The sequence below is a fragment of the Streptomyces sp. NPDC032745 genome (genome assembly GCF_055579465.1).
In genome coordinates, this window is record NZ_JBVING010000014.1 from 227,437 (window position 1) to 252,406 (window position 24,970).

At 73.3% G+C, this 24,970-nt stretch carries 20 protein-coding genes; 11 read left to right on the forward strand and 9 right to left on the reverse strand.

Annotated elements, in window-relative coordinates; all coding sequences use genetic code 11:
• Positions 1-48: 48 nt before the first annotated feature.
• The gene (locus tag ACZ5WG_RS30855) at positions 49-1,005 is read left to right on the forward strand and encodes a hypothetical protein (protein WP_468727500.1); all 957 of its coding nucleotides are present in this window, start codon (positions 49-51) and stop codon (positions 1,003-1,005) included.
• A 70-nt stretch (positions 1,006-1,075) separates the two neighbouring features.
• On the opposite strand, the gene ACZ5WG_RS30860 is transcribed toward ACZ5WG_RS30855, so the two are convergent.
• From ACZ5WG_RS30860 to ACZ5WG_RS30880, 5 genes are all read right to left on the reverse strand, one after another.
• The gene (locus tag ACZ5WG_RS30860; protein WP_468727502.1) at positions 1,076-2,488 is read right to left on the reverse strand and encodes a phytoene desaturase family protein; all 1,413 of its coding nucleotides are present in this window, start codon (positions 2,486-2,488) and stop codon (positions 1,076-1,078) included.
• A 33-nt stretch (positions 2,489-2,521) separates the two neighbouring features.
• Complete coding sequence (locus tag ACZ5WG_RS30865) at positions 2,522-3,157, reverse strand: DUF4126 domain-containing protein (protein ID WP_468727504.1); 636 nt, start codon at positions 3,155-3,157, stop codon at positions 2,522-2,524.
• Positions 3,158-3,294: 137 nt separating this feature from the next.
• A complete protein-coding gene (locus ACZ5WG_RS30870; protein ID WP_468727506.1) occupies positions 3,295-3,696 on the reverse strand; it encodes a DUF3040 domain-containing protein in 402 nt (133 codons plus the stop codon).
• A 308-nt stretch (positions 3,697-4,004) separates the two neighbouring features.
• Complete coding sequence (locus ACZ5WG_RS30875; RefSeq protein WP_365954914.1) at positions 4,005-4,763, reverse strand: class I SAM-dependent methyltransferase; 759 nt, start codon at positions 4,761-4,763, stop codon at positions 4,005-4,007.
• Positions 4,764-4,851: 88 nt separating this feature from the next.
• Complete coding sequence (locus ACZ5WG_RS30880; protein WP_468727508.1) at positions 4,852-5,343, reverse strand: SAV_6107 family HEPN domain-containing protein; 492 nt, start codon at positions 5,341-5,343, stop codon at positions 4,852-4,854.
• Positions 5,344-5,537: 194 nt separating this feature from the next.
• On the opposite strand from ACZ5WG_RS30880, the gene ACZ5WG_RS30885 reads away from it, so the two are divergent.
• The 3 genes from ACZ5WG_RS30885 to ACZ5WG_RS30895 are packed head-to-tail and all read left to right on the forward strand — an operon-like array spanning position 5,538 to position 9,158.
• Positions 5,538-6,440: an ATP-binding cassette domain-containing protein gene (locus ACZ5WG_RS30885; protein WP_468727510.1), complete on the forward strand. Its 903-nt coding sequence runs from the start codon at positions 5,538-5,540 to the stop codon at positions 6,438-6,440.
• Positions 6,412-8,499 (forward strand): YhgE/Pip family protein, encoded by a 2,088-nt coding sequence (locus ACZ5WG_RS30890; RefSeq protein WP_468727512.1) that lies wholly within the window; start codon positions 6,412-6,414, stop codon positions 8,497-8,499. Before ACZ5WG_RS30885 ends, ACZ5WG_RS30890 begins: the two co-directional genes overlap by 29 nt.
• Positions 8,500-8,528: 29 nt before the next feature.
• Positions 8,529-9,158, forward strand: coding sequence for a TetR/AcrR family transcriptional regulator (locus tag ACZ5WG_RS30895; protein ID WP_363175119.1), 630 nt, complete (start codon positions 8,529-8,531; stop codon positions 9,156-9,158).
• Between the two features lie 375 nt (positions 9,159-9,533).
• Here the strand turns inward: ACZ5WG_RS30895 and ACZ5WG_RS30900 are convergent, their stop codons facing one another.
• From ACZ5WG_RS30900 to ACZ5WG_RS30915, 4 genes are all read right to left on the reverse strand, one after another.
• The gene (locus ACZ5WG_RS30900) at positions 9,534-11,969 is read right to left on the reverse strand and encodes a transglutaminase TgpA family protein (RefSeq protein ID WP_468727513.1); all 2,436 of its coding nucleotides are present in this window, start codon (positions 11,967-11,969) and stop codon (positions 9,534-9,536) included.
• A complete protein-coding gene (locus tag ACZ5WG_RS30905) occupies positions 11,966-13,327 on the reverse strand; it encodes a DUF58 domain-containing protein (protein WP_468727515.1) in 1,362 nt (453 codons plus the stop codon). The genes ACZ5WG_RS30900 and ACZ5WG_RS30905 overlap by 4 nt, the downstream gene beginning before the upstream one ends.
• Positions 13,327-14,337: an AAA family ATPase gene (locus tag ACZ5WG_RS30910; protein ID WP_266630069.1), complete on the reverse strand. Its 1,011-nt coding sequence runs from the start codon at positions 14,335-14,337 to the stop codon at positions 13,327-13,329. Before ACZ5WG_RS30910 ends, ACZ5WG_RS30905 begins: the two co-directional genes overlap by 1 nt.
• 135 nt (positions 14,338-14,472) lie before the next feature.
• The gene (locus ACZ5WG_RS30915) at positions 14,473-15,024 is read right to left on the reverse strand and encodes a beta-class carbonic anhydrase (protein WP_468727517.1); all 552 of its coding nucleotides are present in this window, start codon (positions 15,022-15,024) and stop codon (positions 14,473-14,475) included.
• A 341-nt stretch (positions 15,025-15,365) separates the two neighbouring features.
• Between ACZ5WG_RS30915 and rsmH the strand changes: the two genes are divergently transcribed.
• The 7 genes from rsmH (at position 15,366) to murD (ending at position 24,896) form a co-directional block, all read left to right on the forward strand.
• On the forward strand, positions 15,366-16,295 hold the full coding sequence (rsmH, locus tag ACZ5WG_RS30920; protein ID WP_468727519.1) for a 16S rRNA (cytosine(1402)-N(4))-methyltransferase RsmH: 930 nt from the start codon (positions 15,366-15,368) through the stop codon (positions 16,293-16,295).
• Positions 16,292-16,852 carry a cell division protein FtsL gene (ftsL, locus tag ACZ5WG_RS30925; RefSeq protein ID WP_468727520.1) on the forward strand — a complete coding sequence of 187 codons (561 nt, stop codon included), beginning with the start codon at positions 16,292-16,294 and terminating at the stop codon, positions 16,850-16,852. The genes rsmH and ftsL overlap by 4 nt, the downstream gene beginning before the upstream one ends.
• 225 nt (positions 16,853-17,077) lie before the next feature.
• Positions 17,078-19,087, forward strand: coding sequence for a peptidoglycan D,D-transpeptidase FtsI family protein (locus tag ACZ5WG_RS30930; protein ID WP_468727522.1), 2,010 nt, complete (start codon positions 17,078-17,080; stop codon positions 19,085-19,087).
• A 46-nt stretch (positions 19,088-19,133) separates the two neighbouring features.
• Positions 19,134-20,855, forward strand: a complete 1,722-nt coding sequence (locus ACZ5WG_RS30935) for a UDP-N-acetylmuramoyl-L-alanyl-D-glutamate--2,6-diaminopimelate ligase (RefSeq protein ID WP_468727523.1) — start codon at positions 19,134-19,136, stop codon at positions 20,853-20,855.
• On the forward strand, positions 20,852-22,276 hold the full coding sequence (locus ACZ5WG_RS30940; protein WP_468727525.1) for a UDP-N-acetylmuramoyl-tripeptide--D-alanyl-D-alanine ligase: 1,425 nt from the start codon (positions 20,852-20,854) through the stop codon (positions 22,274-22,276). The genes ACZ5WG_RS30935 and ACZ5WG_RS30940 overlap by 4 nt, the downstream gene beginning before the upstream one ends.
• On the forward strand, positions 22,273-23,343 hold the full coding sequence (gene mraY / locus ACZ5WG_RS30945; protein ID WP_054224532.1) for a phospho-N-acetylmuramoyl-pentapeptide-transferase: 1,071 nt from the start codon (positions 22,273-22,275) through the stop codon (positions 23,341-23,343). The genes ACZ5WG_RS30940 and mraY overlap by 4 nt, the downstream gene beginning before the upstream one ends.
• Positions 23,325-24,896 carry a UDP-N-acetylmuramoyl-L-alanine--D-glutamate ligase gene (murD, locus tag ACZ5WG_RS30950; protein WP_468727526.1) on the forward strand — a complete coding sequence of 524 codons (1,572 nt, stop codon included), beginning with the start codon at positions 23,325-23,327 and terminating at the stop codon, positions 24,894-24,896. Before mraY ends, murD begins: the two co-directional genes overlap by 19 nt.
• Positions 24,897-24,970 lie beyond the last annotated feature (74 nt).

Sequence of the window (24,970 nt, forward strand, 5' to 3'; positions counted from 1 at the left end):
TGGCTCCCGTTTTCCTGGGCGGGGCGGCCGTACCGAGAGGTGCCACGCATGGGAATGACGGTCCTCTACATCGCGTTCGGTTTCGTCGCGCTGTGGCTGCTTGCCGAGGTCCTGATGCAGTACAAGGCCCGGCTGCGCTGGCGCCTGCTCGCGTTCGCCGGGTTCCTCGGGGTGGTCGCCGGTGTCGTGCTGCCGTCGGTGCTCGTCATCGGCATCGGCGCGGCCGCGTTCGCCGTGGGCCAGACCCTGGTGACGCTCTCCTTCCGCAAGGGCTTCGAGGCCGGCTGGGCGCTGCGCCGGGGCGGCCAGCCCGTACGGCAGACCCGGCGCCGCCGGGCGGGCGGTCCGCGCCCCGAGCCGGCGCTGCAGGTGACCGCGCTGGAGTACGGGTCCGACGGGACGGCCGTGGACGGCGACGGCGCCGACACGCCCGACGAGTCCGGCAGGGAGCGGCCGGAGCCGCAGTTCCAGGCCGCGACCGAGGAGTTCTACAGCCCGGAGCCGCTGCCCGAGGACACCGGGTCGTACGGGATACAGAGCTTCGCGCCCACCGCCGGCGCGGGGCAGACGGCGGCGTTCGCCTCGCCGTTCTCCACGGCCGAGCAGGACGCCCACCAGTACGCGCCCTACTACGACGCGCAGTCCTACGAGCCGCAGACCCAGGGCGGCTACGACTACTCCGCGGGCTACCCGGCCGGCGGCGAACAGCAGGTCTACGCCGCCTACTCGGACCCGTACATCGGCACCGGCGGGGCCGTCATCCCGCAACAGCCGTACGACTACACCCCGTACGCCGGCTACTCCGCCGACCCGTACGCGAGCGCGGGCGGGCAGCAGCAGTACTCCACGGACACCCCGCCCGGCGGGGTGTGGGTGCCGCAGCAGCGGTCCACCGAAGGGGCGGGCCTTCCCTACCCGGGGGACGACCAGCAGCAGTATCCGCAGCAGCAGCCGCAGGAGTACCCGTACCAGGGCTCCGGCGAGTACGAGCAGTACCGCTACTGAGGCCGTGCGGCCGAGGAGGCCGTGAAGCAGGGGGAACGCCCCCGGGGTCCGTTCCCCGGGGGCGTCCGTGTCACTGGGAGCCGCGGAACTCCGCGCCCTCCACGATGAGTCCGGCCACCAGGGCCCCGGTCATCCCGGCATGCGCCAGCCCGCCGCCGGGATGCGCCCAGCCGCCCGCGAGGAACAGCCCCGGCAGGGCCGTGGTGTTGGCCGGGTAGAGCATCCGGCCGCCGGCTCCGGCGAGGGCGGGCGGCGGCACGGCGCCGCCCAGCGCGCCCGTGGCCGCCTCGATGTCCGCGGGCGTACGCGTCTGCGTCCACAGCAGCCGCTCGCGCAGCCCGGGCACGGCCCGGGCGGCCAGGTCCAGCAGCGCCTCCACGCGCGGCGCAGAGGCGTCCGCAGGGCCGCAGACGGCGCTCACGGTGACCGCCTCGTGGTCCGCGTCGGGCCGCACGGCCGGGTCGTCGGGGCGCAGCACCGTCAGCTGGTTTCCGGGGGAGTGGACCAGGGTGCGGTGGACGGCGTCCGCGGGGCGGGCGCCGCGCAGCGCGAGCAGCAGGGTCAGCCGGCCGGCCACCCCCGGCCCGCGGGCCGGGGCGCCGCCGGCCGGCAGCGGGGCTCCCAGCTGCCGCGGGTCGACCCCGCAGACCACGAGGTCGGCGGCGGCCTCGGAGCCGTCGGCCAGCAGCAGCCCGGCCGCCCGGCCGTCCCGCTCCAGGACCTCCCGTACCGGCGCCTCGAAGACGAAGGCGACCTTCCGCTCGCGGCAGCGCTCGTACACGGCGGTGGCCAGCTCCCGCATCCCGCCGCGCACGTACCAGCTGCCGAAGGTCTGCTCCATGTACGGGAGCACGGCCGCCGCGGCGGGCGCGGTGGCGGGGTCGATCCCGTACGCCCGCACCCGGGCGGCCAGCAGCTCGCCGAGCTCCCCGCCCAGCTCGCGCCCGGCCACCTCGGCGAGGGTCGGCGGGCGGCGGCGCAGCAGGCCGCTCCCGCGCAGTGCGGGGTACGGATCGCGGCCCAGCACCTGCCAGTCGGGGCGCAGCGGCTCCTCCAGCAGGGGGCGGCGGGTGGCGTTCCAGGCGTCCCGGGCCCGGCCCAGGACCCCGTTCCAGCGGTCCCCGGCGCCCGCGCCGAAGGCCTGGTCGAGGACGGCGGCGGCGCCGCCGCGCGAGCCGCCCGGGAGGGTGACGGCTGTCCCGTCGGCCAGGACGTGCCGGACGGCCGGGTCGACCTGGACGAGCTCGGCACAGTCCTCCAGGGGCCGCTTGCCGGTCTTGACGAACAGGTCGCGGTAGACGGCGGGCAGGTGCAGCAGCCCGGGCCCGGTGTCGAAGACGAAACCGTCGCGTTCGTACCGGCCGACGGAGCCGCCGTACGTGGACCCGCGCTCGTACACCGTCACCTGGTGCCCTGCGACGGCCAGCCGGGCCGCCGTAGCCATCGCGCCCATGCCGGCGCCGATCACCGCAATTCGTGCCATGCGGATGACCCTATCGAGCGGGATCGCGGGAGGTCAGCGGGGTGGCACCGTGGCCCGCGCGGTCGCCTCCCGCTCCTCGGCGGCGAGCCTTTTCTCCTCGCGGCGCTGGGCCCGGCGGCGCAGGAAGCGGCGGATCCGGGTCCACAGGAACACGAGTATGGCCAGACCGGCGGCCAGCAGGACGGCCGCGATGACCGCGGCGGCCTGGGGGTTGAACATGGCGAAGGTGACGATGCCGGCCACGCCCAGGTCCTCGGCGGTGCTCAGCGCGATGTTGCTGAACGGCTCCGGCGAGGTGTTGACGGCCATGCGGGTGCCGGCCTTGACGAAATGGCTGGCCAGTGCGGTGGAACCGCCGATCGCGCCGGCGGCGATGTCGGACAGCGAGCCGCTCTGGCCGGCCAGCAGCGCGGCGACCACCGCCCCGGCCACCGGGCGGATCACGGTGTGCACCGTGTCCCAGGCCGAGTCCACGTACGGGATCTTGTCGGCGACGGCCTCGCAGAGGAACAGCACACCGGCGACGATGAGCACGTCGGTGCGCTGAAGGGACTCGGGGACCTCGTCGGTCAGTCCGGTCGCGCCGAAGATGCCGAGCAGGAGGACCACGGCGTAGGCGTTGATCCCACTGGCCCAGCCGCTGGTGAAGACCAGGGGGAGCACACTCACCGGGTCATCATGCCGCAGGATCGCGCCGCGGGAGGGGCGATCCGGGAGTCAGGCCGATGGTACGGATCGGCGGGGCAGAGCGGTGAGGGGACGGTCGCCGTGCGGCGACCGTCCCCTCACCCGTGTCTGCGGGGGGCCTACTGCCCCTGCTCGTCGCGGCGGCGCTGCCACCGCTCCTCGATGCGGGTCATCATCGACCGACGCTGTCGGTTGCGGCCCTGGGCCGAACCGCCTGCACTGCCGGAGACGGGCTGCTCGCCAGGCTTGGGTGCCTTGCGCCAACCGGTGACCACGAGGACCGTACAGCCGAGCATGACGAGGAATCCCACCACGCTGACCCAGAGTACGTTCGGAATGATCACACCGGTCATGAGGAGCGCGATACCCACCACAATGCCTGCGACTGCCTGGTAGACCCGTCGCCGGGTGTACGTACGCAGTCCGCTTCCCTCAAGCGCTGTCGCGAACTTGGGATCTTCGGCGTACAGCGCTCGCTCCATCTGCTCGAGCATTCGCTGCTCGTGCTCCGAGAGCGGCACGGGAGTCCTCCTCATCCGTCGGTCGCGGGGGGTAGCGACCAGGGGTCCCCTTCAGGATAGGCGGGGAATCGCCCCCGTGATACCCGCCCTTTGCGCAAGGTGCCAAAATCACGGCCCGAAAAAGGCGCCGCCCGAATAGGCGCTGCCTGAGCTGAACCTGCGCGAAACCGTACCGCCGGGTGGGCGGTCACTGAGGCGCTTATTCCCCATTGGCCCGTCCACCATGCCGGTCACTGCCCACGATCATACGGCGCCGATCGCCGGATCGGAGGGTGTCCGGCGTACTCCGTGAGCGGAAGCTCCGCAGATCAGGCGCGCTTCTCGCCCAGAACGTGCAGTTGCGTCGCGACCGCGTGGAAGGCGGGCAGCTCGGCCGCGGCCTCCTCGAGGCGCAGCAGTGCCTCGACCGCGCCCGGCTCGGTGTCCACCAGGACGCCGGGGACGAGGTCCGCGAAGACGCGGACTCCGTGGACCGAGCCGACCTCCAGGCCGGCCCCGCCGACCAGCTCGGTGAGCTGCTCGGCGGTGAAGCGGCGCGGTACCGGGTCGCCCGCGCCCCAGCGGCCGGCCGGGTCGGTGAGCGCCGTACGGGCCTCGGTGAAGTGGCCGGCGAGGGCGCGGGCCAGCACGGCCCCGCCGAGGCCGGCGCCCAGCAGGCTGAGCGTGCCGCCGGGGCGCAGGGCGGCGACCGCATTGGCCACGCCCTCGGCCGGATCGTCCACGTACTCGAGCACGCCGTGGCAGAGCACCACGTCGTACGCGTCGCGCTCGACGACGTCCAGCAGGCCCTGGGCATCGCCCTGCACCCCGCGCACCAGGTCGGCGACACCGGCCTCGGCGACGCGGCGCTCCAGCCCGAACAGCGCGTTCGGGCTGGGGTCGACCACGGTCACCCGGTGGCCCAGCCGGGCCACCGGCACGGCGAACTTGCCGGTGCCGCCGCCGGTGTCCAGCACGTCGAGCACATCCCGCCCGGTCGCCTTCACCCGGCGGTCGAGCGCCTCCTTGAGGACCTCCCACACCACGGCGGTGCGGAGGGAGGCACGGGGGCGGGAAGTGTCCGACACGGCTGTTGGCTCCTCGGCGCGACAAGGGTGAGAGATGTGAACCCCACCCTATTGCCTGGAGCATCCCCCACCGGTCACCCCGGTCGGCTCAGCCCGCGTCCGGAGGCTCCAAGCGCTCGGGACGGGGCTGAGGCAGCGCCGGGGCCACCGGCTGGAGGGCGAGCATCCGTTCCACCAGCCGCAGGAACATCGCCACGGCACGCACCAGATCGTCCGCGTCCCGGGCCGACGCCGCATCCCGTATCCCCGCCTCGGCCCGTGCCCGGCGGTCGGCGCCGGAGGCGAACAGTGCGCTCCACTCCGTCAGCTCCGGTGCTATCTCCGGCAGTACCTCCCACGCGCTGCGGATCCGGGGCCGGCGCCGCGCGCCGACCGGCTCCGGCCGCCCGCGCGCGGCGAGTACGGCCGCGGCGGTGCGCAGCGCGGCGAGGTGGGCGGTGGCGTACCGCTCGTTGGGCCGGGTCAGCCGGGCGGCCTCGGCCAGGCCGGTGCGGGCCTTGGCGAGCAGATCGAGCGCGGCCGGCGGCGCGGCCGACCTGCGCGGGACGGGGTGGACAGGGGACGGGGACGGTGTGGCCATGACGAACCTCCTGTCGTTGCGTACTGCTGTGTCTGTGTTTGTGCCTGCATCCATCGTGACGGTCGCCACTGACAATCACGCTGACCTGCTGTTTTGCCCCCTCTGTCCGGTCAACTGCCCCCCTGTGCGCATGTGGTGCACCCGAAGGTGCTAGTTTTTGAACTGACCAGTCAGTTCAAAAGAAGGGGGGCGGCGTGGACAGCCCGCACGGTGCGGCCGTCAAAGCCGAGAACTTCGGACTCAAGGGCCCGCGCGGCTGGGTGTTCCGGGGAGTGGGCCTCAAGGCGGAGCCCGGCTCGCTCATCGCGGTCGAAGGCCCCTCCGGCAGCGGCCGGACCTGCCTGCTCCTCGCCCTCACCGGACGCATGAAGGCCACCGAGGGCCACGCCGAGATCGCCGGCCACCGGCTGCCGAAGCACATGACCGCGGTCCGGCGGATCGCCGCCCTCGGCCCGGTCGCCGGGGTCAACGAGCTCGACCAGTCCCTCACCGTCGCCGAGCAGCTGCGCGAGGGCGCTCTGCTCCAGCGCCGCTACGAGGGACCCGTGCGCGCCCTGCTCCGCCCGCGCGGCGAGCGCCGCGCCGGCACGCAGGCCCGGATCGACGCCGCCCTGGCCGCCGCCGGGCTGGACCTGGCCCTGCTGCCCAAGGGCCCGCGCACCTCCGTACGGGATCTGGAGCGTCTGGAGGCGGTCCGGCTGTCCGTGGCCATCGCCCTGCTGGGCTCGCCGCGGCTGCTGGCCCTCGACGACCTGGACCTCAAGCTCTCGGACGCCGAACGCGCCGAGGCCTGGACCCTGCTCCGCTCGATCGCCGCCCGCGGGACCACGGTCCTCGCGGTGTGCAGCGACGCGCCGGACGACGTGACGGTCCTGCACACGGGAGCCGCCGAGGCCGGGCCCGCAGCCGGACCCGGGGCGAAGCCCGCAGCCAAGGGCGGGGCCGCAGCCAAGGCCGGGGCCGCAGCCAAGGCCGGGGCCGATGCCGGCGAGAACTCCGCAGACAGCGACAAGACCGGCGGCACCGACAAGACCGACGGCACCGACGACGACACGAGGGGGACGGACGATGCGCTCGCCGAAGCTCGCCGCGCTTGAGCTGAAGCGGTTCGGGCGGGGGAAGCTGCCCGTGGCCGCGCTCATCGCGCTGCTCCTGCTGCCGCTGCTGTACGGCGCGCTGTACCTGTGCTCCTTCTGGGACCCGTACCAGAACTTGGGCAAGGTGCCCGTCGCCCTCGTCAACGCCGACAAGGGCGCCACCGTCGACGGCAAGCACGTCGACGCCGGCGGGGAGATCGCCAGGAAGCTCCACGACAGCAAGACCTTCGACTGGCGCGAGGTCAGCGCCGAGGAGGCGGCCGAGGGAGTGGAGAAGGGGACGTACTACCTCTCCCTCACCATGCCCGCCGACTTCAGCGCGAAGATCACCTCCAGTGCGGGTGACGCCCCCACCGCCGGCGCCCTGCAGGTCCGTACGAACGACGCGAACAACTACATCGTCGGGTCGATCTCGCGCACCGTCTTCTCCGAGGTCCGCTCCGCGGCGTCCACCAACGCCTCCCGCGGCTTCCTCGACAAGATCTTCGTCTCCTTCTCCGACCTCCACGACAAGACCGCCGAGGCCGCCGACGGAGCCGACCGGCTCAAGGACGGCGCGAGCAAGGCGCAGCAGGGCGCCAAGGAGATCGCCGACGGCCTCGACACGGTCGAGGAGAAGAACGGCGAGCTGACCGGCGGGCTGACGAAGCTCAACACGGCCGCGGGCAAGCTGGAGACCGGTTCGAAGGACATCGCCGCCGGAACCCAGCAGGTCGCGGACAAGATCAACGGCACCGCCTCCCAGGTCCGCCCCTACCTGGACAATCCCAAGCAGCTCGCCGACACCGCGCTGCTCGTCGCGGACACCGCCCGGGTCGTCGGCAACCACCTCGAGACCTTCAGCAAGAAGGCCCCCGCCGCAGCCAAGGTCAGCAGGCAGGCCGCCGCCCTGGCCGCCGACACGTACACCCGCACCTGCACGGGCGCTGCCGCCAAGCCCCTGCCGGCCGCCTGCGCCGACATGAAGAGGCTGAAGGACGCCACCGCCGAGGCCGCCCAGCTCACCGGCGACGTCGACACCTTGGTCAAGGACTCGGGCGGCGATCTGGCCGACCTGCGCAAACAGCTCACCGACCTGGAGAAGCAGGCCCGCAAGCTCGCCGCGGGCGCCCCCGCCCTCTCCGGCAGGCTCGACCAGGCCGTCGCCGACGCCAACGCCCTCAACACCGGCGCCCACAAGGTCGCCACCGGCATGACCCAGCTCCACACCGGCCTGGGCAAGGCCGCCGACGGCTCCGAGGCCCTCGGCGACGGCGTCGGCAAACTCGGCGACGGGGCCCACCGCCTCGACGGCGGCATGTACAAGCTCGTCGACGGCACCGGCGAACTCGCCGGCGGTCTGCACGACGGCGTCGGCAAGATCCCGGACTACGACCAGCAGCAGCGCGACGCCCGCACCCAGGTGATGGCCGACCCGGTGAAGCTCGCCAACCAGTCACTGCACAAGGCGCCCAACTACGGCACCGGCTTCGCGCCGTACTTCATCCCGCTCTCCCTCTGGGTCGGCGCGATGGTCGCCTACATGCTCATCGCGCCGCTGAACCGGCGGGCCCTGGCCGCCGGCGCCTCGCCCTGGCGGATCGCGTTCGCCGGCTGGCTGCCCGTGGTGGGCATCGGCGTCCTGCAGGTCCTCGCGCTGATGTCCGTACTCCACTGGGCCCTCGGCCTGGAGATGGCACACCCCGCGCTCGCCATCGGCTTCCTCGCGCTGGCCACCGCCTGCTTCGCGGCGATGGTCCAGTGGCTCAACGCGAAGTTCGGGGCGGCCGGGCGGATCCTGGTCCTCGTCGTGCTGATGCTGCAGCTGACCTCGGCGGGCGGTACGTACCCCGTCGAGACCAGTCCCGCCTTCTTCAACTGGATCCACCCGTACCTGCCGATGACGTACATCGTCGAGGGGCTGCGCCGCCTCATCTCCGGCGGCGACCTCACCCGGGTCTGGGTGGGCTGCGCGGTCCTGGTCGCCTTCACGGCGGGCTCCCTGCTCCTCACCTCGCTCGCCGCCCGCGGCAAGCAGGTGTGGACGATGGACCGGCTGCACCCGGAACTGAGCCTGTAGAGATCGGTTGACCTGTGAGAATCAGCGCCATGGACACCAGCAGCACCGGTACCGGCGGCAGCGGCCGCCGACAGGCGACGCGCCAGAAGCTCTACGAGGCGGCCGTCACGCTCATCGCCGAGCAGGGATTCTCCGCGACCACGGTCGACGAGATCGCCGAGCGGGCGGGGGTCGCGAAGGGCACCGTCTACTACAACTTCGCGAGCAAGAACGAACTCTTCGAGGAGCTGCTGCGCCACGGCGTCGGCCTGCTGACGGCCTCGCTGCGCACCGCGGCCGAGGAGACGGAGCAGCGGGGCGGCAGCCGGGTCGAGGCACTCGACGCGATGATCCGGGCCGGCCTCGTCTTCATCGACCGGTACCCGGCCTTCACTCAGCTGTACGTCGCCGAACTGTGGCGGACGAACCGGGCGTGGCAGTCCACGCTGATGGTGGTCCGGCGGGAGGCGGTGGCCGTCGTGGAGACGGTACTGCGCGAGGGCGTGGAGCGGGGCGAGCTCAGCGCGGAGATCGACGTGCCGCTGACGGCCGCCGCGATGGTCGGCATGGTGCTGGTGGCCGCGCTGGACTGGCAGTCGTTCCAGAGCGAGCGGTCGCTGGACGACGTGCACTCGGCGCTGTCGCTGCTGCTGCGCGGCCGGGTCAGCGGGAACCGCTGAGAGGCTGCGTCATGACCCCCGATCGGCGGTGCCGTGGTGGGGCGGGACGGCGTAGAACTGGTGGCGCCACCGCCGCCTGAGTACGTGTACCTAGGTGCGGAAATGAGTACGCGGGCGGATGGGCCCCCACCTGCGCGGACGCCAGACTGGGGACAACGGACGGGGACCCGGTCCGGACCGCCGACACGGGGCGGCGGGTGCGGGCCGGGTACCTTCGCCGTGAGCGGGGGCGTAACGCAGCGCGGCGGGGCTCGGGGGGATCGAGCCTCGCCGCGCTGTCGCCGTTACGGGGGCGGGGGCACCCTCCCGGCGGTGGCCGGGGGAGGGAGAAGGGCGGGGCGGGGAGAAGCAGCCCGCAGGGTCTCCGCCTCCGCCTCAGCCCCGGCCCCGGAGGGGGAGACGGGAGAGGAGGGCCGAGGCCCGGGTCAGCGGGGGTGTGGCGCGGGCCTTCAAGGCGGTCCACCGGGCCGATGCCGACCAGCGCAGGCGCACCGCCGAGCGGGGGAGGAGCAGCGCGCGCAGGCGCGGTCCTCGGCTCACCGAGCCGAGGAGGGCCGCCCGGGCCAGCAGGACGTCCGCCGCCAGGGTCGCGTACGAGACCTCCGCGCCGGGCGGGGCGTACAGCGCCCGCTCCACCGCCCCCGCAACCCGGTGCACCGCATCCGCCGCGTCCCGCTCCAGGCGGCCCAGGACCACCACACGGCCCGCCGCCCGCCGCGGCGACAGGGCCTCGTCAGGGGCGATGCCCACGTCCCACGCCGCGTCACCCAGCTCCTCCCAGGCCTCCAGAACCGCCCCGCCCGACAGACGGCGTGCGCGGACCCGCCTGCGCCACAGCAGGGGGAGCAGGGGGAGGACCAGCACGACCAGCAGGGACAGGGTCCACGTCAAGGCGGTGGTCAGCGACGGGCCGCCACCCCCCGAACCCGCGTTCTGCTGCGCCCCCGCAGCCCCGCACTCGCCCAGCTTCTTCAGCTCCGGCGGGCAGTCCTCGGCCTTGGACGGCGCCGCCGACGGCTGCGTCGCGCCCTGCGAGGGCAGCGCCGTCGGCGCGGACGGCTGGGCCGCCGGGGTCTCGGCCCGGGAGTAGTCCGGGATCGTGATGCCCTGGCGCGGCGTCGGCTCGAACCGGGTCCAGCCCGCGCCCTCGAAGTACAGCTCGGGCCACGCGTGCGCGTCCCGCATCGACACGTTCACGCTGCCGTCGGACTGCTTCTCGCCGGGCGTGAACCCCACCGCGACCCGCGCCGGGATCCCGAGCGAGCGCGACATCGCCGCCATCGAGAACGCGAAGTGGATGCAGAACCCCTCCTTGTCCGCGAGGAACCGGGCGATGGCCTGCGGCCCCGTACCCGAGGCCACCTTCGTGTCGTAGCGGAATCCACCGTTCACGGCGAAGTAGTCCTGCAGCTTCACCGCCCGCGTGTAGTCGTCCTTCGAACCCTTCGTGACCTGGCGGGCCGTATCGGCGACCACGGCAGGCAGATTGTCCGGAAGCTTCGTGTACTCGGCCTTGATCTCCGGATTCGCCTCCGGCGCCGCCTGCAGCTCCACCGCCGTCGGCCGCAGCAGCAGGCTGCGCACCGTGTACATGGCGCCCTGGACGTTCTGGAACTTGTCCTTGCCCAGCTGGTCGCCGACCAGGGTCCGGCCGGCCGGCTCGAACCGCCACTTGCCGGGGATGTCCACGCCCGTCGCCGGGTACGGCATCGGCAGGTAGCGCTGCGCGTACGTGTCCGCCGCCGAGATGCTCGTCCGTACCTCGGTCCCGGTCGCCCGGACCTGCTCGCTCAGCCCCGGCGGGGCCGGCAGCCGCTCCGGCACGTCGGTCAGGGCGCGCCCGGAGGCCTCCCACTTGACGCCGTTGAACTCGTCCAGCGCCAGGATCCGCAGGTACTGCTCGCCGAGCTGCGGGCTGTCCGTGCGGTACTTCAGCACGACCCGGTTGTCCTGCGCGTTCAGGCTGCCCTGCAGGGAGACCAGCGGGTTGACCGCCGAGATCGTCCCGCCGACGCCGGTGCCGCCACCCTCGGCCTCGCCCTGCGCGCCCAGCAGCCCGCCGCCGAGCGCCGGCAGCGCCGCCGGTACCGCCAGCGCGATCCCCAGCGCCACCGCGCCGATCCGCCGCCCCGTGCGTACGGGGGCCAGCGCCTGGCCCGTGCCCGCGCCGCCGCCCCCGTACCCCGAGGCCGCCGACACCCGCCCGCTCGGGGCCGCGCCGAAGATCCGGCCCCACTGGGCGAGCCGGTCGCGGCCCTCGGCCAGCAGCAGCAACAGGTAGCCGCAGCCGGCCAGCAGGAAGGAGACCGCGGAGGCGCCGGCGCCGCCGGAGAGCCCCGCGGCCACCGAGTACAGCGCGAGCAGCGGCAGTCCGGCCGCGGCAGCGGTCCGCAGGGTAACCGCGAGCAGGTCCACCAGCAGCCCGATCAGCAGCACCCCGGCCAGCAGGAGCAGCCGGATGCCATCCGTCAGCGGCGCCGGGATCGCGAACTCGCCGACGTCCTGCACGCCCCGCCGGAACAGGGCGCCGACATCCGTCACCAGGTAGGCCATCGGCCCGGTCCCGGTGGATTCGCCCTTGCCCGCGAACAGGAACATGAGGACCAGCAGCGACACCAGGACCTGCGAGGCCACGGTCAGCGTGCGCCCCAGCGGCACCCGCCGGGCCCCGGCCCCGACCCCGCTCTGCACGGCCAGCAGCACCGCTGCCTGCAGCAGCCAGCCCGCCGAGTCCACCAGCGAGGCCAGCGACCACGAGGTGAGCAGGGTCGCCAGCACCGCGAAGAGCGTCACGCGCGCTCGCCCGCTCATCCCCAACCTCCGGAAGTACCCGTGCCGAGCGGAGCGTTCCCGGCCTGCCGCCACAGCTCCCCGAACGCCACCCCGGGCGGTGCGGCCAGCGCCGTCCAGCCCGCGTCGCGCAGCCTGCGCACCCGCGCCTCCACGCGCGAGGGCCGCCCGGACCAGAGCGCGGAGTCCAGCACGAAGGCCACCGCGCCGCTGCAGCGCACGCGCATCTTGGCCGCCAGTTCCGTCTGTACGTCGTCCAGGTCCCCGAAGAAGGCGATGAGGAGCCCGTCACCGCCGGATCCGCCGAAGCCCCCGCCGCCACCGCCGCTGCGCACCGCGTCGTACGCGCGCGAGAGGCCGGCGCCGTCGGAGTGCCCGACGACCGCGAGGGTGTCCATCATCAGCCCGGCGGCCTCCGCGGACTCCTGCCCGCCGGAGGAGAAGCCGCCCCCGTCGCCGGGCACCGAGGTCCCGGTGTCCGTCAGCAGCCGTACCGAGAACCCCTGCTCGAGCAGGTGCACCAGGGACGAGGCCGCCCCGGACACCGCCCACTCGAACGCGGAGTCCGGTCCGGCGCCCTCGAAGGCGACGCCGCGGGTGTCCAGCAGGACCGTGGCCCTGCTGCGCTGCGGCTGCTCCTCGCGGCGCACCATCAGCTCGCCGTAGCGGGCGGTGGAGCGCCAGTGCACCCGGCGCAGGTCGTCGCCGCGCCGGTAGCCGCGCGGGATCACGTCGTCGTCGCCGGCCAGGGCCAGGGAGCGGCGGCTGCCGTCGCCGTAGCCGGAGGTCTCGCCGGTCAGCCGGACCGGGGGCAGCACCTCGGTGCGGGGGATGACGGTGAGCGTGTCGTACGTGCTGAACGAGCGGGTCAGCTCGACCAGCCCGAAGGGGTCGGTCAGCCGCAGCTGGAGCGGGCCCAGCGGATAGCGGCCGCGCAGGTCGGAGCGGACCCGGTAGGACACCTCGCGGCGCCCGCCGGGCTCGACCCGGTCCAGGACGAAGCGGGGCCGGGGCCCGAGTACGTAGGGCACCCGGTCCTGGAGCATGAGCAGCCCGGTGGGCAGCCGGGAGACGTTCTCCATGCGCAGCTGGACCCGGGCCTCGGAACCCGCGGGCACCCGCATCGGGGTCAGCCGGCGGCTGCCGGAGACCCGGTGGCGGGTGCGGTGCAGGGCGAGGACGCAGACCAGCGGCAGCACGGCGAGCAGCAGCCCGACCCGGAGCAGTTCGCCCTGGCCGAGTACGTACGCGCACAGGGCGGCGGCGACCCCGGCGGCCAGGAAGGACCGGCCGCGGGTGGTCAGCCCCGCCAGCGAGGCGCGCAGCCCGCCGGCACCCCGGCCCTCGCCGCCGGCGCCGCGCGGGGCACCGGCGCTCATCAGAAGCTCCGGATGCCCGCGCCGGGCGGCATCTCGCCGCGGGCGTGCGCGGCGGGGACGGGGGTCCGCTGGAGGATGTCGTGGACGACCTGCTCGGCGGTGCGCCGGTTCAGCTGGGCCTGCGCGGTCGGCAGCAGCCGGTGCGCGAGGACGGGGGCGGCCAGCGCCTGCACGTCGTCGGGCAGCACGTACTCCCGGCCGGACAGGGCGGCGGAGGCCTTCACGGCGCGCAGCAGGTGGAGCGTGGCGCGGGGCGAGGCGCCCAGGCGCAGGTCCGGGTGGCTGCGCGTGGCGGAGACCAGGTCGACGACGTAGCGCCGGACGGGCTCGGCGACGTACACCTCGCGCACGGCCTCTATCAGCTTGACGATGTCGTGGGCGTGCGCGACGGACTGGAGGTCGTCGAGCGGGGAGATCCCGCCGTGCACGTCGAGCATCTGGAGCTCGGCCTCGGGGCTCGGGTAGCCGACGGAGACGCGGGCCATGAAGCGGTCGCGCTGGGCCTCGGGGAGGGGGTAGGTGCCCTCCATCTCCACCGGGTTCTGGGTGGCGACCACCATGAACGGGCTCGGCAGCGTGTACGTCGTGCCGTCGATGGTGACCTGGCGCTCCTCCATCGACTCCAGCAGCGCGGACTGCGTCTTCGGCGAGGCGCGGTTGATCTCGTCGCCGATGACGATCTGCGCGAAGATCGCGCCCGGCTTGAACTCGAACTCGCGGCGCTGCTGGTCGTAGATGCTGACACCGGTGATGTCGGAGGGCAGCAGGTCCGGCGTGAACTGGATGCGCTGCACCGAGCAGTCGATGGACTTCGCGAGCGTCTTGGCGAGCATGGTCTTGCCCACGCCCGGGACGTCCTCGATCAGCAGGTGCCCCTCGGCGAGCAGCACGGTCAGCGCGATGCGTACGACCTCGGGCTTGCCCTCGATCACGCTCTCGACCGAGCGGCGCACCCGCTCCGCGGTGCTCGTCAGATCCGCGAGGCTCGCTCGGTCGTCATACGTCGTCACCTGGTTCTCCTCGGCCCTTTCTGCAGGGCCGACGCCCTCGGCGCACTCCGGCCCACCCCGACACGGACGCCGGCCCGGACGGTTTTCCGGGCGGCGTCTTCCCGCATTCTTGACGGCGCCCAGGCCTTGTGTCACTCACGAGGCGGGATCGATCTCCCGCAGGAGTCCGGTGTGCACGTCGAAGACGAAGCCTCGCACATCGTCGCGGTGGGGCAGGAAGGGGTTCGTCCGGACCCGCTGCATGGACTGCCGGACGTCCTGGTCCACGTCCCGGAAGGCCTCGACGGCCCAGGCGGGGCGCTGGCCGACCTCGTCCTCGAGCTCGTGCCGGAAGTCCTCGGTCAGGCTTTCGAGGCCGCAGCCGGTGTGGTGGATCAGTATCACCGTGCGGGTGCCCAGGGCGCGCTGGCTGATCGTGAGCGAGCGGATGGTGTCGTCGGTGACCACGCCGCCCGCGTTGCGGATCGTGTGGCAGTCGCCGAGCTCCAGGCCGAGGGCCTTGTGGAGGTCGAGGCGGGCGTCCATACAGGCCACGACGGCCACGTGCAGCACGGGGCGGGCGTCCATGCCCGGGTCGGCGAATTCCGCGGCGTACTCGCGGTTCGCCGCCACCAGCCGGTCCGTGACGGAGCCGCCGCTGGATGCCTCGGGGGTGGTCTCTGCGGGCAGGGATGCGGAAGTCGTCATGCATACGACGGTAGTGGTCACGGCGGGTAAAGGCATCGAGTGAGGATGGACAAAGAAGGTCAACCGGCCTTGTTGTGAGCTAACCCACAGGAGTGAGGCGAGGGCGGCCATTCGGGTGATTCGCGGCTTTTGCGGGTTCCGTACGAGAGGGGCGCACGGCGCGCGGGGCGGTTCGTTGACCGCGGCGACCGTTGCACTAAAGTGACGCGAACCGGCCGGAGCCCGGCCCTGACCGGCCGCCCGGCCCCCTGGTAACACTCCGCGTGCGCGGCGCGGCGTATGCCTGCCGCGCCGTTATCTGAGAGGGCGCTTTGACTAGCGAGTCCCGACATGTCCCGGTGATGCTCCAGCGGTGCCTGGACCTGTTGGCCCCGGCGCTGGAGAGGCCCGGGGCCGTCGTCGTCGACTGCACCCTCGGCCTCGGCGGCCACAGCGAGGCCCTGCTCACCCGGTTCCCCGAGGCGCACCTGATCGGCCTCGACCGCGACAAGGAGGCCCTGCGGCTCTCCGGCGAGCGGCTCGCGCCCTTCGGCGACCGGGCCACGCTCGTCCACGCGATCTACGCCGACCTCGCGGAGGTGCTCGACGGCCTGGGCATCCCGGCCGTCCAGGGCGTCCTCTTCGACCTGGGCGTCTCCTCCATGCAGCTGGACGAGGCCGACCGCGGGTTCGCGTACGCGCAGGACGCCCCGCTGGACATGCGGATGGACCAGACGACCGGCATCAGCGCGGCGGAGGTCCTCAACACGTACGCGCCGGGCGAGCTGGTGCGGATCCTGCGCCAGTACGGCGAGGAGAAGCAGGCCAAGCGGATCGTGTCGGCGATCGTGCGCGAGCGGGAGAAGGAGCCCTTCGCCAACAGCGCGCGGCTGGTCGAGCTGATCCGGGACGCGCTGCCGCAGGCCGCGAAGCGGACGGGCGGCAACCCGGCCAAGCGGACCTTCCAGGCGCTGCGGATCGAGGTCAACGGCGAGCTGTCGGGTCTGGAGCGGGCGATCCCGGCCGCGGTGGACCGGATCGCGGTGGGCGGCCGGATCGCGGTGCTGTCGTACCACTCGCTGGAGGACCGGCTGGTCAAGCAGGTCTTCGCGGCGGGCGCGGCCTCGACGGCCCCGCCCGGACTGCCGGTGGTCCCGGAGAAGTACCAGCCCAAGCTGAAGCTGCTCACCCGTGGCGCGGAGCTGCCCACGGAGGAGGAGATCGCCGAGAACCGGCGGGCCGCTCCGGCCCGCTTCCGCGGAGTCGAGCGCATCCGGGAGGCGAGGCTGTGAGCAAAGCCGGGGGACTGGGGCGGCTGCGCGGCGGCCCTCCGGGGCAGGCGGCGCGGACGCCGTTCGTCGTGCTGGTGGTGGCGCTGCTCGCGGGCGGGCTGATCAGCCTGCTGCTCTTGAACTCGGCGCTCAACCAGGGCTCCTTCCAGCTGAGCAGGCTGAAGAAGGAGACGACCGCGCTCACGGACGAGGAACAGGCGCTGCAGCGGGACGTGGACGGGTACTCGGCGCCGGACGCGTTGCAGCGGCGGGCGCACGAGCTGGGCATGGTCCCGGGAGGCAGCCCGGTCTTCATCGGCCCGGACGGCAAGGTCGCGGGGACGGCGACGGTGGCGGAGCCCCCGGCAACCCCCACCCCCCAGCCCGGCACCCAGGGCTCGCCGCCGGCCGGCGCCCCCGGCTCGTCCCAGCCCGGCGCCCCGGGTACCCCCCAGACGGGCGGCCAGGCCGGCACCCCGGGCTCCGGCCCGGCCGGCGGCGGCCCGGCGGGCGCACCGCAGACCGGCCAGTCCGTGCCGGGCGGTGCCCCTCAGCCCAACCCGACCCCCGGAAGGTGACGTCGTGACGCGGACCCTCCCCCAGCTCCCATCGGGGGTACCCCCGGCGGGGCCTTCCCCCTGCAGCGGGCCAAGCCCGCACTCCTGCCGTGGTGCCGTCCGGCGCCGGCGGCCGCATCCAGCCCCGCCGGCGTTCGAGGCGCGGGATCTGGAGCGGAGCCCCGGGGGTGGGCGGCCTCGTCGGGCCTCGGCCGCGGCGGCGGTACGGCCCCGTGGGGTGGCGGCGTGAGGGGCCAGGAGGGACGGCGGCGGGTGCCCGGGCCCGGGCGGGCGCGGCCCGGCGGCGGCGAGCGGGCACGGGCCAATTCGCGGCCCGCGACCCGGCGGCCCGCCCCCACGAGGCAACCGCACACCATCCGCCTCGGCAGCCCCAAGCCCCGCCTGCGCCTCGTCAGCGTCGGGCTGACCCTCGTCATGCTCGCCTTCGTCGTGCGGCTGCTCCAGGTGCAGGCCGTCGACGCCTCCGCGTACTCCGCCAAGGCCTCCGAGAACCGCTTCGCGAGCTACACCCTGGCCGCCGAGCGCGGCGAGATCACCGACCGCAAGGGCGTCGCGCTCGCGACCAGCGTCGACGCGTACGACATCACCGCCGACCCGAAGATGTTCACCCCGCAGGACAGCAAGGCCCCGGACGCGCCCGAGCAGGCCGCCGCCCTCCTCGCGCCGATCCTCGGCAAGGACGCCAAGGAGCTCGCCGCCCGCCTGAAGACCAAGAACACCCGCTACGTGATCCTGGCCCGCCGCCAGACCCCCCAGGTCTGGAACCAGATCAAGGACCTCAAGCGGGTCTTCGCCGACAAGGCCGCCGCCGACAAGAAGAACAACGGCCCCGGCGCCAACGTCCTCGCCGGCGTGTTCAACGAGGACAGCAGCAAGCGCGTGTACCCGGGCGGGGACCTGGCCGCCGGGATACTGGGCTACGTCAACGCCGAGGGCAAGGGCGCCGGCGGCCTCGAGTCCTCCCTCGACAAGAAGCTGGCCGGCAAGGACGGCGCCATCACGTACGCCCAGTCCGGCGGCCGCCGCGTGCCCACGGCCGGATCCAGCGAGAAGCCCGCCGTGCCCGGCGAGGACATCGAGCTGACCATCGACCGCGACATCCAGTGGGCGGCGCAGAGCGCCATCACCGAGCAGGTCGCCAAGTCCGAGGCCGACCGCGGCTACGTCATCGTCCAGGACACCCGCACCGGAGAGGTGCTGGCCATGGCCAACGCCCCCGGCTTCGACCCCAACGACCTGTCGAAGGCCAGCTCCGCCGCCATGGGCAACGCCGCCCTCCAGGACGTGTACGAGCCCGGCTCCACCGCCAAGGTGCTGTCGATGGCCGCCGTACTGGAGGAGAAGAAGGCCACCCCCGAGACCCACGTCGAGGTGCCCAACCGGCTGCACCGCGGCGACCGGCTGTTCAAGGACGACATCGACCACCCGACCTGGTACCTGACCCTCAACGGGGTCCTCGCCAAGTCCTCCAACATCGGCACCATCCTGGCCACCGGCCAGCTCGGCTCCACCCAGCCCGAGTCCAACCGGGTCCTCTACTCCTACCTGAACAAGTTCGGCATCGGGCAGCCCACCGGCCTGAACTACCCGGGCGAGTCCCGCGGCATCCTCGCCCGGCCCGAGGCCTGGTCCACCTCCCAGCAGTACACGATCCCTTTCGGCCAGGGCCTCTCCCTCAACGCCATGCAGGCGGCCTCCGTCTACTCGACGATCGCCAACGGCGGAGTCCGGATCACTCCCACCCTGGTCCGCGGCGCGAAGGGCCCCGACGGCCGCTTCACCCCGGCCCAGGCTCCCGAGCAGACCCGCGTGATCAGCCCGGAGACCGCCAAGACGCTGTCCGAGATGCTCGAGTCGGTCGTCGACGACCAGGAGGGAACCGGCACCAAGGCCCGCATCCCGGGCTACCGGGTCGGCGGCAAGACCGGCACCTCCAACCGGGTGGATCCGGCCACCGGCCGCTACAAGGGCTACACCGCCTCCTTCGCCGGTTTCGCGCCGGCCGACAGCCCGCGGATCACCGTCTACTGCGCCATCCAGAACCCCACCAAGGGCAGCTACTTCGGCGGTCAGATCTGCGGTCCGATCTACAAGACGGTCATGGAGTTCGCCCTCAAGACCCTCCAGGTCGCCCCGACCGGAGGCGCCCCCGCCGGGCTCCCGGTCACCTTCGACGCCGGCCCCCAGCCCGCCGCACAGCCCGCCCCCCAGACCACCCCGCAGCCCGGCCAGTGACCCGGGCCGCCCCGCCGGCCCGCCAGAAATCCGTGAGGCACCATCAGTGACAACGATCACCCCGAAACCCGGGAACCCGACGGCCGCCGGTGGCACGGCCGGGCCCTCACTTCGCGAGCGGCCCGCCGCGCCCGGTACGCTCACCGCCGTGCCCCACGCTGATCAGCCCAGAACCACCCAGGAAGACGCCCCGGCAACGCCGCCGGGAGCGCCCCGGCCCGTGACCGCCCGCCCGACACCCCTGGGCGAGCTGGCCACCCTGCTGGGCATCGAAGCCCCCGGCGCGGCCGCCGCGCAGCCGCCGCAGCAGCCGCAGATCACCGGGATCACGCACGACTCCCGTGCCGTGCGCCCCGGCGACCTGTACGCGGCCCTGCCCGGCGCCAAGCTGCACGGCGCCGACTTCGCGGCCCAGGCGGCCGCACTCGGCGCCGCGGCCGTGCTGACCGACCCGGCGGGTGCCGAGCGCGCGGCCGCGACCGGCCTGCCGGTCCTGGCCGTCGACGGCCCGCGCGGCCGGATGGGCGAGCTCGCCGCCGCGATCTACGGCCGTCCCGGCGAGGGCCTGCTCCAGATCGGCATCACCGGCACCTCCGGCAAGACCACCACGGCGTACCTCGTCGAGGGCGGTCTGCGCGGGGCCGGACGCAGCACCGGACTGGTCGGCACCGTCGAGATGCGCATCGGCGACGAGCGCATCAAGTCGGAGCGGACCACCCCCGAGGCCACCGACCTCCAGGCCCTGTTCGCGGTCATGCGCGAACGCGGGGTCGAGGCCGTCGCCATGGAGGTCTCCAGCCACGCCCTGGTGCTCGGCCGGGTCGACGGATGCGTCTTCGACGTCGCCGTCTTCAACAACCTGAGCCCGGAGCACATGGAGTTCCACTCCGACATGGAGGACTACTTCCAGGCCAAGGCGCAGCTCTTCACCGAGCGCCGCGCCCGCCTCGGGGTGGTGAACATCGACGACGAGTACGGCCGCCGCCTCGCCAAGGAGGCCGCGATCCCGGTGGTCACGTTCTCCGCCGCGGGCGATGCGGCCGCCGACTGGCGCGCCGTGGACGTGGTGTTCGGGCACATGGACTCCACGCTGACCCTGGTCGGCCCCCAGGGGCAGCGCGTACGGGCCACGGCTCCGCTGCCCGGCCCGTTCAACGTCGCCAACACCGTCGCCGCGATCGTCACGCTCGCCGCCGCCGGCCTCGACCCGCAGACCGCCGCCGACGGCGTCGCCGCGGTCCCCGGGGTCCCCGGCCGGCTGGAGCGGGTGGACGCGGGCCAGCCGTACCTCGCCGTCGTCGACTACGCGCACAAGACGGACGCCGTCGAATCGGTGCTGCGTGCACTGCGCGAGGTCACCACCGGCAAGCTGCACATCGTGCTCGGCTGCGGCGGCGACCGCGACACCACCAAGCGTGCCCCGATGGGCGCCGCGGCCGCCCGGTTCGCCGACACCGCCGTACTGACCTCCGACAACCCGCGGTCCGAGGACCCCCTCGCGATCCTCGCCGCGATGTTCGAGGGCGCCGTGTCCGTACCCGCCGAAGAGCGCGGAACGGTCCTCGTCGACGCCGACCGGGCCGCGGCCATCGCAGCCGCCGTCGCCCGCGCCGAGCCCGGCGACACGGTGCTGGTGGCCGGCAAGGGCCACGAGCAGGGGCAGGAAACCGCGGGCGTCGTACGGCCCTTCGACGACCGCGCGGTGCTCCGCGCCGCGATCGAACGCCAGCAAGGCAGCAACGTCCGACAGGCCGAGGTGAACCAGTGATCGCCCTTTCCCTCGCCGAGATCGCCGACATCACCGGCGGGCGGCCCCACGACATACCGGATCCGTCCGTGCGGATCACCGGGCCCGTCGTCATCGACTCCCGCCAGGTGGAGGCCGGCAGCCTGTTTGCCGCATTCGCCGGCGAGCACGTCGACGGTCACGACTACGCCGAGCGCGCGGTCGCCTCCGGAGCCGCGGCCGTCCTCGCCGCCCGGCCCGTCGGCGTCCCCGCGATCGTCGTCGCCGATGTCGAGAAGGCCCTCGGGGCCCTCGCCCGAGCGGTCGTCGAGCGGCTCGGCACCGACGTGGTGGCCCTGACCGGCTCCGCAGGCAAGACCTCCACCAAGGACCTCATCGCCCAGGTGCTCCAGGCCCACGCACCCACGGTGTGGACCCCGGGCTCCCTCAACAACGAGATCGGCCTGCCGCTCACCGCGCTGCGCGCCACGGAGGAAACCCGGCACCTGGTGCTGGAGATGGGCGCCCGCGGCATCGGGCACATCGACTACCTCACCGGCCTGACCCCGCCGCGCATCGGACTCGTCCTCAACGTCGGGACCGCCCACATCGGCGAGTTCGGCGGCCGCGAGCAGATCGCCCAGGCCAAGGGGGAGCTGGTCGAGGCCCTGCCGTCCGAGGCCGAGGGCGGAGTCGCCGTCCTCAACGCCGACGACCCGCTGGTGCGCGCGATGTCCGCCCGGACGAAGGCCCGTACGGTGCTCTTCGGCGAGGCCGACGACGCCGACGTACGGGCCACCGAAGTCCGTATGACACCGGCAGGACAACCCTCCTTCACACTCCACACACCCACCGGGTGCGGCGAAGTGACCTTGCGCCTGTACGGTGAGCACCACGTGTCGAACGCGCTCGCCGCGGCCGCCGTCGCCCATGTACTGGGCATGTCCGTGGAGGAGATCGCCACCGCGCTCTCCGAGGCGGGCACCTTGTCCCGGTGGCGGATGGAGGTCACCGAGCGGGCGGACGGCGTGACGATCGTCAACGACGCCTACAACGCGAATCCCGAGTCCATGCGGGCCGCTCTGCGCGCGCTTGCCGCGATGGGCGGCGCCGCCAGGGCCGACGGGGGACGTACGTGGGCGGTGCTCGGTCCGATGGCCGAGCTCGGGGACGCATCGTTGGCGGAGCACGACGCGGTGGGACGGCTTGCCGTCCGGCTCAACGTGAGCAAGCTCGTCGCAGTCGGGGGCAGGGAAGCGTCCTGGCTGCAACTGGGCGCATATAACGAGGGTTCGTGGGGTGAGGAGTCGGTGGTCGTGTCCGACGCGCAGGCGGCGATCGACCTGTTGCGCAGTGAACTGCGCCCGGGTGACGTCGTGCTGGTGAAGGCTTCCAGGTCGGTCGGCCTGGAGCGGGTCGCTCTGGCGCTGCTGGCCGGCGAGGGCGAGGTCGCCGACCGATGAGGCAGATCCTCTTTGCCGGTGTCATCGGCATGTTCCTGACCGTGATCGGCACCCCGCTGCTGATCAAGCTGCTGGCCCGGAAGGGCTACGGCCAGTTCATCCGCGACGACGGCCCGCGCGGCCACGCCGGGAAGAAGGGCACGCCCACCATGGGCGGTATCTCCTTCATCCTGGCGACGATCATCGCGTACGCCCTGACGAAGGTGATCACGGGCAGTCAGCCCACGTTCTCCGGCGTGCTGGTGCTCTTCCTGATGTCCGGCATGGGCCTGGTGGGCTACCTCGACGACTACATCAAGATCGTCAAGCGCCGCTCGCTCGGCCTGCGGGCCAAGGCCAAGATGGCCGGCCAGCTGATCGTCGGCATCGCCTTCGCGGTGCTCGCGCTGCAGTTCAAGGACGCCCGCGGCAACGCCCCGGCCTCCACCAAGCTGTCGTTCGTCACGGACTTCGGCTGGTCGATCGGCCCGGTGCTGTTCGTGGTCTGGGCGCTGTTCATGATCCTGGCCATGTCCAACGGCGTGAACCTGACCGACGGTCTGGACGGCCTGGCCACCGGCGCCGCGGTGATGGTCTTCGGCGCCTACACCTTCATCGGCGTCTGGCAGTTCCAGGAGTCGTGCGCCAACGCGCAGACCCTGACGAACCCCAACGCGTGCTTCGAGGTACGAGATCCGCTGGACCTCGCGATCGTCGCCTCCGCGCTGATGGGCGCCTGCTTCGGCTTCCTGTGGTGGAACACCTCGCCCGCCAAGATCTTCATGGGTGACACCGGCTCGCTGGCCCTCGGCGGCGCCCTCGCCGGTCTCGCGATCTGCTCCCGCACGGAGTTCCTGATCGCCCTCCTCGGCGGTCTCTTCGTCCTCATCACCATGTCGGTCGTCATCCAGGTCGGCTCCTTCAAGCTCACCGGGAAGCGCGTCTTCCGGATGGCCCCGCTGCAGCACCACTTCGAACTGAAGGGGTGGTCCGAGGTCCTGGTGGTGGTCCGGTTCTGGATCATCCAGGGCATGTGCGTGATCGTGGGTCTCGGACTCTTCTACGCGGGATGGGCAGCCGACAAGTGAGCACCACCGACCTGACCGGCCTGCTCGGCCCCGATGCCCTGGGCCGGTTCGGTCTGCCGGGCCGGATCACCGTGGCAGGCCTCGGCATCAGCGGCATCAGCGCCGCCCGGGCGCTGGCCGCACTCGGCGCGAAGGTGACCGTCGTCGACAACGGCGACGGCGACGCGCACCGCGCCAAGGCCGCCGAACTCGCGGAGCTGGGCATCGAGGTCCGCCTGGGGCACCTGCCCGACGGGGTCCGGGCCGGGGAAGCCCTGCCCGAGGGCACCGAACTGGTCGTCACCTCGCCCGGCTGGCAGCCCGAGAGCCCGCTCTTCCGGGCCGCCGCCGAGGCGGGCGTCGACGTCGTCGGCGACGTCGAGATCGCCTGGCGGCTGCGCGGGGCCGGCGTGGAACTCCGCGCCGCCCGCCGGGCCGCTGCGGCGGACGCCGGCGAGGAGGCCGACGCCGGGCCGGTCCCGGCCGGGCCCGCCGAGTGGCTGGCGATCACCGGCACGAACGGCAAGACCACCACCACCCAGATGCTCGCGTCGATCCTGAAGGCCGCGGGCCTGAAGACCGCGGCCGTCGGCAACATCGGCACCCCGATCATCGACGTGGTCCTCGGCGAGGAGGCGTACGACGTCCTCGCCGTCGAGCTCTCCAGCTACCAGCTGCACTGGGCGCCCTCGGTGCGCGCCCACTCGGCGGCCGTGCTCAACCTGGCCCCGGACCACCTCGACTGGCACGGCTCGATGGAGGCGTACGCCGCCGACAAGGGCCGCATCTACGAGGGCAACACGGTGGCCTGCGTCTACAACGTCGCCGACCCGGCCACCGAGGCCCTGGTCGCCGACGCCGACGTCGAGGAGGGCTGCCGGGCGATCGGCTTCACCCTCGGTGCCCCCGGCCCCTCCATGCTCGGCGTCGTCGACGGCATCCTCGTCGACCGCGCCTTCGTCGAGAACCGACAGAAGAACGCCCAGGAGCTCGCCGAGGTCAAGGACGTCAACCCGCCGGCCCCGCACAACATCGCCAACGCGCTCGCCGCGGCGGCCCTGGCCCGCGCCTTCGGCGTCCCGCCGCGCGCGGTCCGCGACGGGCTGCGCGACTTCCGCCCCGACGCGCACCGCGTCGCGCATGTGGACGAGGTCGCGGGGGTCACGTACATCGACGACTCCAAGGCCACCAACACGCACGCCGCCGAGGCCTCCCTGGCCGCCTTCGAGCCCGTCGTGTGGATCGCCGGCGGCCTCGCCAAGGGCGCGACCTTCGACGAGCTCGTCCGGAAGTCGGCGAAGCGGCTGCGCGGCGTGGTGCTGATCGGCGCCGACCGGGCGCTGATCGCCGAGGCGCTGGCGCGACACGCCCCCGAGGTCCCGGTCGTCGACCTCGAGCGGACCGACACTGGGGCGATGCTCGCAGCGGTCCGGGAAGCGGCCCGGCTCGCAGAGCCCGGCGACACGGTTCTGCTGGCACCGGCCTGTGCCTCGATGGACATGTTCGCGAACTACAACAAGCGCGGGGACGCATTCGCGGACGCGGTGCGCGAACTGGCCGCCGAGAGCGCGTAGGTCCGGCCGGTCCGTTCTCAGGCCGGCGAGTCCTCCCCGACCGGCTGCTCGTCGTACGAGTGGAGGGGAAGGTC